General features: G+C 49.3%; 1 protein-coding gene. It reads right to left on the reverse strand.

What is annotated here, in order from left to right; genetic code table 11:
* Positions 1–280, reverse strand: a 280-nt coding sequence (locus tag C6N31_RS47350) for a 2OG-Fe(II) oxygenase family protein (protein WP_198359715.1), incomplete at both ends; no start/stop codon positions are given.

Raw genomic sequence — 280 nt, forward strand, 5'->3', positions numbered from 1 at the left:
GTCCCCGATGCAGAATACTCTTGTACTTGCCATTGCTCAGGATCTCAATGGTATCGCCGACGTGCATGATGATGGAATTTGGCACGCATTTTGCTGTCACCCACTTGTTGTTGTAGAAGAGTTGCAGGCCCGGCACCATGTTGTGGAGGATGAAGGTGAGGGCACTTACATCTGTATGAGCTTCAACGCCAAGCGCTAACTCTGGCTGTGGACACTTGGGGTAGTAATTGATCTTCATTTGCAGAAGTAGCTCTTCGGGACCACCTATCTCTTCTTCAAG

It is taken from the genome of Streptomyces fildesensis, from assembly GCF_016107395.1.
GTDB lineage: Bacteria > Actinomycetota > Actinomycetes > Streptomycetales > Streptomycetaceae > Actinacidiphila > Actinacidiphila fildesensis.